Source organism: Accumulibacter sp. (genome assembly GCF_031732815.1).
In the GTDB taxonomy this organism is placed as follows: Bacteria; Pseudomonadota; Gammaproteobacteria; order Burkholderiales; family Rhodocyclaceae; genus Accumulibacter.
Genome location: NZ_JAVMKF010000268.1, coordinates 54,981 through 64,393 on the forward strand (window position 1 = coordinate 54,981; position 9,413 = coordinate 64,393).

The 9,413-nt window shown below is 61.8% G+C and carries 2 protein-coding genes and 1 pseudogene; all 3 read left to right on the forward strand.

All coding sequences use genetic code 11. From position 1 onward, the window contains the following. Positions 1-2 precede the first annotated feature (2 nt). The 3 genes and pseudogenes from RKP46_RS15825 (at position 3) to RKP46_RS15835 (ending at position 8,813) form a co-directional block, all read left to right on the forward strand. Complete coding sequence (locus RKP46_RS15825; RefSeq protein WP_311107509.1) at positions 3-3,401, forward strand: hypothetical protein; 3,399 nt, start codon at positions 3-5, stop codon at positions 3,399-3,401. Continuing rightward, positions 3,356-3,715: pseudogene (locus RKP46_RS15830) on the forward strand (UDP-N-acetylglucosamine 2-epimerase); the annotation flags it as partial. The gene RKP46_RS15825 and the pseudogene RKP46_RS15830, both read left to right, overlap by 46 nt. A 406-nt stretch (positions 3,716-4,121) precedes the next feature. Continuing rightward, positions 4,122-8,813, forward strand: a complete 4,692-nt coding sequence (locus tag RKP46_RS15835; RefSeq protein WP_311107510.1) for a glycosyltransferase — start codon at positions 4,122-4,124, stop codon at positions 8,811-8,813. Positions 8,814-9,413: the final 600 nt, after the last annotated feature.

A 9,413-nucleotide genomic window follows, 5' to 3' on the forward strand; every position in this document is an offset into this window, starting at 1 on the left:
CCATGAACAGAGTTCAAGATTGCTCGATAGCGGTGACGGCAGAGACGCCAGACGCGGATCTGCAAGAGGAGAACCGGCTGCTCTTCAATCAGCTGCACGTCGTGCAGGAGGAACTGGAACGACTGCACGAGGGTGGTGCTGGTCCCGGCGGGCAGGCGCTGGCCGGTCGGCTGACGATCGACTGGGTCGACGACGGCTTGCCCGAGCTGATGGCCGAGAACTTGCGCTACCGCAGCCTTCTCGAAACGCAACAGGAAGTGCACCGGATCGAGGCGCAACACACGCTGGCCGGCAAACTGGGCGAGATCCTGATCGCGGGAACAACTTCGACAGCGGCACTGCTTGCCGTGCCAGGCAAACTGCACAAGGTCTGGCAGGCCGCGAAGGAACAGACGCCGCCCGACGAGCTCGGCGGCAAGGGCTTCGAAAAGGTGCTGGCGGCGTATCGGCAAGGCGGCCTGGATGCGGTGGATGCCTTGCTCAGCAGCCTGCCGCTGTCCGCCGGCATGCAGGCCAACGCCTTCACCGCGCTGGCCCGCAGCCTGATGCATCAGGAGCCGGTCCGCTCGGCCGAACTCGCCCGGCGCGCCTACGCCAGCGAACCACGTCCGTTTCGCCTCAAATGGCTGGCCTTCAGGCTGCACGAGGCGGGCGAACTGCTGGAAGCCGCCGCCCTGCTCGAAGTCCTCCCAGCGAACCTGCATTTCAGCGATTCCGAGCTGCGACACGCCGAGCGTCTGCGCCGCGAGGCAGCGCGAGTCCGTCTGCAGCAGGCGAAGGAAAAGTGCGCGTTCTCCGAACGGCGCGCCGAAGTCGAGCGCCAGATCAGCAGCCTGAGCCAGGCACGCGACGAACAGGCGGCGCTCGCCGCGCAGCGCCTGGGCGAGATCGAGAAGCTCACCCAGGAACACGCAGCTTTGCGCGCGCGCAGCCTGGAGCTGCAGAGCAAAGTGGCGGCGGTGAGCGAAGCGCGCGACGAACAAGCGACGCTTGCCTTGCTGCGCTTGCGCGAGATCGCGCAACTGCAACGCGCGCACAGCCAGCTCGAAGACGAACACTCGGTGCTGCAGACAGGAATGGCTGCGCTCGGTCAGGCACACGACGAGCAGTCGGCGCTCGCCGCGCAGCGCCTGGGCGAGATCGAGAAGCTCACCCAGGAACACGCAGCTTTGCGCGCGCGCAGCCTGGAGCTGCAGAGCAAAGTGGCGGCGGTGAGCGAAGCGCGCGACGAACAAGCGACGCTTGCCTTGCTGCGCTTGCGCGAGATCGCGCAACTGCAACGCGCGCACAGCCAGCTCGAAGACGAACACTCGGTGCTGCAGACAGGAATGGCTGCGCTCGGTCAGGCACACGACGAGCAGTCGGCGCTCGCCGCGCAGCGCCTGGGCGAGATCGCAGGACTGCAGCAGGCGCTCAGCCGGATCGAACTCGAACAATCGGTCTTGCTCACGGGTCGCCGGGCGCTGCAGGCGGAAGTGCTTGCGCTGAGCGCAGCGCGTGACGAGCAGTCGGCGCTTGCCGCGGAAAGGCAGAGCAGGCTGGACACCCTGCAGTTCACTCGCGATCGGCTCGAAGACGAGCGCTCCGTCTTCTCGGCGCGCTGCCAGATGCTGCAGGACGATGTCGCCGCCCTGAAGCAGGCGAGAGACGAACGCGGCGCGTTGGCGGAACGGAGGAAAAGCGAGATCGAGGCGTTGCAGCAGGCGCGGGATGAACTCGAGCGCGAGCAATCGGCCTTGCGCGCGCATTGCCAGGCGTTGCAGGACGATGTCGCCGTCCTGACGCAGGCGAGGGACGAACGCGGCGCGCTGGCGGAACGGAGGAAAAGCGAGATCGAGGCGCTGCAGCAGGCGCGGGATGAACTCGAGCACGAGCAATCGGCCTTGCGCGCGCATTGCCAGGCGTTGCAGGACGATGTCGCCGTCCTGACGCAGGCGAGGGACGAACGCGGCGCGCTGGCGGAACGGAGGAAAAGCGAGATCGAGGCGCTGCAGCAGGCGCGGGATGAACTCGAGCACGAGCAGTCGGCCCTGCTGGGACGCTCTCAGATGCTGCAGGAAGAACTCGCAAGGCTGACGCAAGCGCGTGATGAGCAGTCGGCGCTGGCCGCGCAGCGGCAGGATGATTTGGCGATCACGCAGGCGGCGCTTCGTCAGCTCGAAGAAGCGCAGTCGGCATGGTCGGAGCGTCATCAGGCGCTGCAGGAGGAAGTGGCCGCGCTGGTGCGTGCGCGCGATGAACGCAGCACGCTGGCCGCACAGCGCCAGGGCGAAATCGATACCCTGCAACATGCGCGCAGCCGACAGGAGCAGGAGATGTCGGCGCTGCTCACGCGCAGTCATGCGCTGCAAGCGGAAGTCGCGGCGCTCGCACGAGTGCGCGACGAGCAGACGATCCTCGCTGCGCAGCGGCAGGGGGAAGTGCTCCAACTGACCAGAACGCAGGCTTCGCTGGAAAGCGAGAACGCCGCCCTCGGCCTGAAACTGCGCGAGCTCGAGCAGCATCTTGAACAGTTGATGCGCGCGCGCGACGAACAGACCAGACTGGTCGCGCAACAGATTCAGGAGTTGGCGGCAGCGCTGGCCGCGAACAGCGGCGCGGTAGACGAGGAGTTCAGGAAGCAGGCCGACGAACTGATCCGCCTGCGCAAGTACCTCGACGGTGCGTTCAGGAACGAAATCGCCAATTCGAGCAAGCAGACGCAGGCGCTCATCGGCTTGCAGAGCTACTACGCAACCGGCGAACTGCCGACGGTGAACAGCGAACGCCATAGCTGGCCGGTCAGCCCGGATTTCGGTCTCTATCTGGTCGAACTCGTGGCCCTCAACGACTATGACCTGATCATCGAGTTCGGTTCGGGGATCTCGACCGTCATCGTCGCCAAGGCGCTGGCCACGATGGCCGCGCGCGAAGACGGCCGGGCGCCGACGCACTTCATCTCGTTCGAGCATCTCGAACCGTACTACCGGCAGACCCGGGCGCATCTGCAGCAGGCGGGACTCGTCGAAAACGTGCAACTGGTGCTCGCACCGCTGCAGGATTGGCTGGCGCCGAACGGCAATACCTACGCCTATTATGACTGCCAGGCGGTGCTGGCGAATCTCGCGCAGCAGTACGCCGGTGGCGTCAGGCGAGTCCTGGCGATCATCGATGGTCCGCCCGCCGTGACCGGCAAGCATGCCCGCTATCCGGCGGGTCCGCTGCTCGTCCAGCATTGTGTCGGCGCGCGCATCGACCTGGTGCTCGACGACTACATCCGCGAAGACGAAAAGGAAATTGCCCAGCTCTGGCAAGGCGAGCTGCAGGCGGCCGGAATCGCCCATCGGATGAGCGAGCGTAAACTGGAAAAGGACGCCTGCCTGATTTCGGTCTACCCGGCCGAGAATGGGTCCGGCGAGTGAAGGTTCTGAGCGTTCTCGGCACTCGCGCCGAGGCGACCATGCTGGCGCCTCTGGTCTACCCGGTGCACCTCAAACCGAATGTCCAGACGACCGGGCGCCGGCTGCTTTCCGGCGGGCCCGAGGTCCACCTGGCTGCGCCGCTCGGCGACCAGCCTTTCGTCTTCCTGATGGAGCGTAGCGCGCTCCTCATCACCGATACAGGCGGCGTCCAGGAGGAAGCTCCCGCATTGGGCAAGCCGATGCTGGTAATGTGCGACACGACCGAGCGGTCGCAGGCGGTGCACGCCGCTACGGTCAGGCTCGTCGGCACCGACTTGCGCATCCGCAACATCCTGCAATCCAGGCGGAAGCGCTCGGCGAGGAGGCTGGCGTGAGCCGTCGGCGAGAGCGACGAAGTGCGGTTCCGGGCGCCCGGGTTCGCGTCGGGACCGCCCAACGGCGCGCTGCGCTCGGCGTCGCGGCGCCGTTCGCCGCTTGAGCAACGAAATAGAAAGGGGAATGCACGCCATGTCGCTGCAGCAATCGATCGTCCGTCAGGCGGCGAAAGAGTTTTCCCAAGGCAACTACCATCTGGCGCTCGATCTCTACCGCCAACTGGCCAGCCGTCTGGGCGAGAAGTATTTTTCGGCCAACATCGCGCTCTGCGAGAAGCGTCTGAGCAGCCAGGGCCGCCGCGACTGTTCGCCGCTTCCCCTGCAAGCGATCAAGGTAGCTTGCGTGATGGACGAGTTCACCTTCCACAGCTACCAGCCCGAATGCAATCTGTTGGCGCTGACGCCGCAGGGGGCAATTGCCGAGCTGGCGGGCTTCGAGCCGGACCTCCTGTTTGTCGAGTCTGCCTGGCGCGGCAAGGACGAACTCTGGAACCGCAAGATCGGCGCGCTGAGCAGTGAGCTGCGCTCGGTGCTGCAGTGGTGCCGCCGCCGACAAGTCCCGACGCTGTTCTGGAACAAGGAAGATCCGATCCATTTCGAAACCTTTCTGACCACGGCGCAGCAGTTCGATCACGTGTTCACCACCGATATCGACTGCATTGCCCGCTACAAGGCGGCGCTCGGCCATTCGCGTGTCTACCTCCTCCCCTTTGCCTGCCAGCCGAAGATGCACAATCCGCTCGAGCTCTATGCACGCAAGGATGCGTTCTGCTTCGCCGGGGCCTACTACGTTCGTTACCCCGAACGGACGCGCGACCTCGAAACCTATGTCGCCGAGTTCCCGCAGTTCAAACCGCTCGAGATCTTCGACCGCAACTTCGGCAAGGACGACGCCAACTACCAGTTTCCGCCCAAGTATCAACCGTATATCGTCGGTACGCTGCCCTTCAGCGAGATCGACAAGGCGTATAAGGGCTATCGCTACGCGATCAACCTGAACTCGATCAAGCAGTCGCAAACGATGTTCGCGCGCCGGGTGTACGAGCTGCTCGGCTCGAACACGATCACCGTAAGCAACTTCTCACGCGGCGTTCGGCTGCTCTTCGGCGACCTGGTCATCGCCAGCGACAGCGGCAAGGAGATCGTCAACCGCCTGCAAAACCTGTCTGGCGACGAGGGCGAGAAGCTCCGCCTGGCCGGCTTGCGCAAGGTGATGCTGGAACATACGTATCAGCACCGACTGGCCTACGCGGCGTGCAAGGCGCTCGGCTGGCGCGGCAGCCACGCCTTGCCGTCGATGGTCGTTGCGGCACGCGTCAGCTCGGCGGACGATTGCCGCTGGCTGATCGACAACTTTCGAAGGCAGACCCACACCGGCAAGCGGCTGGTCGTCGCGCTCGCGCCGAACGTCCAGATGACCGGCCTGACGCCCGAGGAACTCGCGGCAGGCCGCATTCTCACGCCGCAGCAGGCGGCGCAGGCGCGCCTGGGCGACTTGGTCGCGGCCGACGAATGGCTGGCGGCGATGGCGGTTGACGACTACTACGGGCCGAACTATCTGCTCGACCTGGCGTGCGCGACGCGCTACAGCGACGCTCGGGTGATCGGCAAGGCGGCACACCATGCTCTTGTAGAGGGCAATATTCGCCTGCTCGAGGCCGACACCGCATATCGGCCAACCGTTCGCCTGGTGCGCCGATCGTGCGCGGTGCACGCGGATACGCTGCCGCGCGAAGCTTTCCTGTTGCGCTGGCTCGAGCCGCCGGAAGGCGAAGCGTGGTGCCCGCCGGGTCTGGCGATCGACCCCTTCAACTACTGCCGGAACGGCCGCCAGGCGAGCGATCCAAGCGAGCTCGGACGGCGCGTCGACGATCTGCCGCTCGACACCGGAGTGAGCATCGACGAACTCGTGCTCGCCGCGGAAAACATTCCGCCGGCGAGTTTCGATGAAAGCAATCTGGCGAAGTGGAGCGCCAGTCGCTTGCGCGAGCTGCACAGCAGCGTCAAGCACCCTCAGATCAGCTTCCAGGCGGAAGCGGCCGGCCTCACGGTGTGCTCGTCGCTGCCTGACGGCAAGCACGAGTATCTCTACGCACGCGAGGATTTGCCCCTCAGCGCACTGCCGGTCGGTCGGACCTTGGAAACCCACCTCGCAGCCAGTCCTGGCCTCGACCTCCAGTATGTCTTCGTCTTTCTCGACGCGCGGAAACAGAAGATCAGTCATCTCATTTACGTCAGCAATCGCAACTACTCGGCGCAGATTCCGCCGGAAACCGCGTTCGTCCGTTTCGGCTGGCGTATCTCGGGCAGTGGAACGACGACCCTCAGGTACCTGCTGTGGGGGCATCTGAAGCTGGAACCGGCGCGACTGCTGGGGCGCAGCGACACCCTGCTGCTCACCAACCATTACCCGAGTTACGACGATCTCTACCGCAACGCCTTTGTCCATAGCCGCGTGAGCGCATATCGCAAGCGCGGAGTGATTGTGGATGTGTTCCGCCTGCGTCGCGATGTGCCTACCTGCTACCACGAGTTCGAAAACGTGGATGTGGTCACCGGTGGGCAGCTTGCATTGCGCAAACTGCTTGAGGGCGGACGCTACAAGAGAGTCATGGTGCACTTCCTGTCCGAAGAAATGTGGGAGGTGCTTGAGCACTATCAGGAGCTCGAACTTACTGTCTGGGTCCACGGGGCAGAAATCCAACCGTGGCATCGGCGTGAGTACAACTATCGGGACGAGCAGGAACGTGCAAAGGCGATGCGGGAAAGCAAGCTGCGCACGGCTTTCTGGCATCGCGTTCTCAACCCGATGCCCCAGAATCTGAAGCTTGTCTTTGTTTCCCGGTACTTTGCTGAAGAAGTATTCGAAGACCTGGGCTTCCGCTTGCCCGATGACCGGTACACAGTCATCCACAATCCTATCGATACCGAGCTCTTTTCGTATCAGACAAAACCCGCCGAGCAGCGCAAGCGTGTCCTTTCAGTCAGACCGTACGCCTCCCGCCAGTATGCCAACGATCTGAGCGTGGCCGCGCTTCTGAAGCTTTCCGAATCTCGATGTTTCAGTGACATGGAGTTTCGGATGATCGGGGACGGAAAGCTCTTTGAAGAGACGCTTCAGCCTTTACGGAAGTTCCCAAATGTCCAGGTCGAAAAGCGCTTCCTGACGCACGCGGAAATAGCCGCCCTGCACAAGGAGTACGGTGTGTTCCTTGTGCCAACGAGATGGGATTCGCACGGCGTGTCTCGCGACGAAGCAATGGCCTCCGGTCTGGTGCCCGTCACTACCTCTGTTGCGGCAATTCCGGAGTTCGTCGATGAAACCAGCGGGATCGTCGTTCCTCCAGAAGACGCCGTCGAGTTGGCCAGTGCCATGGAGAAATTGTATGAGTCCCCAGAGTTGTTCAAACGGCTGTCGAAAGGCGCGGCAGAACGAGTAATCGCAGGCCGTGCGTCACGGCTCGTGACCGATCAGGAAATCCGGTTCTTACAACGCGCTATCGAAGCAAGAGCAAGCAATCGACCGGTATCTTTTCTTTCGTTCGATGTTGAGGCGCTGCCAGGGCGCGCTGAGGAAGACCCCTTGGGGCGCTTGGTTTGGGGGCGGTTCGACGGCAAAGAGTTTGGCATTCGCCGAATCAGTCAAATTCTGAAAAAGTACGGGATCAAGGGAAATTTCCTGGTCGACTTCTCCGCGTGCCTTCTATACGGCGACAAAGCGGTCCGCGAGGTTATTGACTTCCTGATCTCTGAGCAGCACGAAGTGCATGTTCACCTGCATTCCGAATGGGTTATCCGAAAATGGGGTCTGTCGGACAAGAACTGGTCGGATGGGCCAGTGGGAATGGACCTCGTTGATGACCGACTGAGCGACTCCTTGCTGCGATTTGCCGCATTCAAGTACCGCCAATTTGTCGGACGGTCTCCAGTCCTCTTCCGTGCGGGTGCCTACAAATTCAATTCGGAGACCCTGGCTGCAGCAAAAGCGACAGGTTTCAAGGCATGCAGCAACTTCAACAGTGCCCGGCACGCGGCTGCCTGGAAAAGTGAAGATCAGGCAGTCGTCAACAATGAGCCATTTCAGTGGGCAAACGGGCTGATCGAAATACCGGTTGATCTCTCTCCGGAACCATTGAGCCACGACTGGGCGGTCTATAAGGGTAGCTTTGAACGTGTGCTGTCCAGAAAGAAGCTGCAAACCTTCAACTTGACGATGCATTCATGGTCGTTGCTGACGCGGGACGCGAATGGACACTTCGTCGGATTTTCTGCTGAGCATGATGAACGCTTGCACAGAATGTGCGAGCACCTGAAGGCCAATAGCAGGCCGATGGGGTATGAGGAATTCCTGTCCGCGCACAGCGACATCAGGTTGGCGAACGACAATCGCTGCATACTGGCGCCGGGTGGAAGCGGTGAGGCGATCGTCCATTGCAGCGTTTGCAGTGCGAGCTATGGAAAGCCGCTGAGCAGTGATGTTTGTCCAAGCTGCGAATCTCGTGCTCGTCATCGTCAGATTCTCGACGTGCTAACGAAGATAGGCAACCCCTTCGACGGCCGCGATGTGTTGGCGTGTCACGCCAATCCCGTGGAGAAGCAAGCCATTCTTGGAAAGGCCAATACCGTCTTGAACTTTGATGTCCGCCCTCTGGGTTATGCCGACATACAGATGGATATTCAGGCGATGGATAAGGTCGAGGACAGCAGTTTCGATGCATTCGTAGCGATCCACGTGCTGAATCATGTGGAAGACGATGCCAAGGCGATCCACGAGATTCACCGGGTATTGAAACCAGGTGGCCTCGCATTGGTTACCATTCCATGTCGGGAAGGCGCCTCGACAGAGCGATGCGAAAACATCACGGAGCACTACGGCAAAGAAGCCTTGACTCAGTTTGGCGTTGGAACTTACCGGCGCTACGGTTTGGACGATGCAACTCGATTGTTCGCGAAGTCCTTTGTCGTTTCGAAATACAGAGGGTATGACGAAATCAGCAATACCCACGAATACGTCTTCCTACTGTCGAAGACCGAATGATCGTCGTCAGTCGCCGAGCATCGAAAGAACAGAAACCTTGCCAGGACGATGGAGCCCCTGATGTCCAGCTGTGAACTGGTGGCGCAAGCAAGGTCAAGCTACAACGAGCAGAGCGCCATCGGCCGCGCGCGAGAACGAGCGAGTACCGTCGACAAGTTGGTAGGCTCGCACGGTCAAAGCGTTATCGGGGCCGGCTGCGGTCACGGCTTCTGTAAGGTTTTGGCAGCAGAGTACGATTGCCAGCTCGTCAGCACCGAGGTTTTGGCTTATCCTGAGTGGGAAAGGACGAAACATGCGAGAGTGACCTCGACTCAGCCTCTCACTACCCCGCGCCGCGGGAACAGATCGACAGGACTTTGTTCAAGTGTCACCGAACACTACAGCCAGGTTGCCTCAGTTGCATTTGGCGCAGGGGCCTCTGGCGCTATGGTCTCAACGATAACTTGGCGCTGTTTTCGCGCTTGTTCACGGTCATGAAATACACGGGCTTTGACGTGCCGGGCAGTTCCGCCGAGCCTGTCGTTCCCCTGCATCACTCGATCCTGTCAGTTCGCTGCGAAGGCAGCTACTCCAACGCGAGGTCACCATGAATTCAACATC

What these genes read in the sequence shown, in the direction of transcription:
- RKP46_RS15825 (WP_311107509.1), top strand. Translation starts at nt 3, where the DNA reads ATGAACAGAGTTCAAGATTGCTCGATAGCGGTGACGGCAGAGACGCCA.
- RKP46_RS15835 (WP_311107510.1), top strand. Translation starts at nt 4,122, where the DNA reads ATGGACGAGTTCACCTTCCACAGCTACCAGCCCGAATGCAATCTGTTG.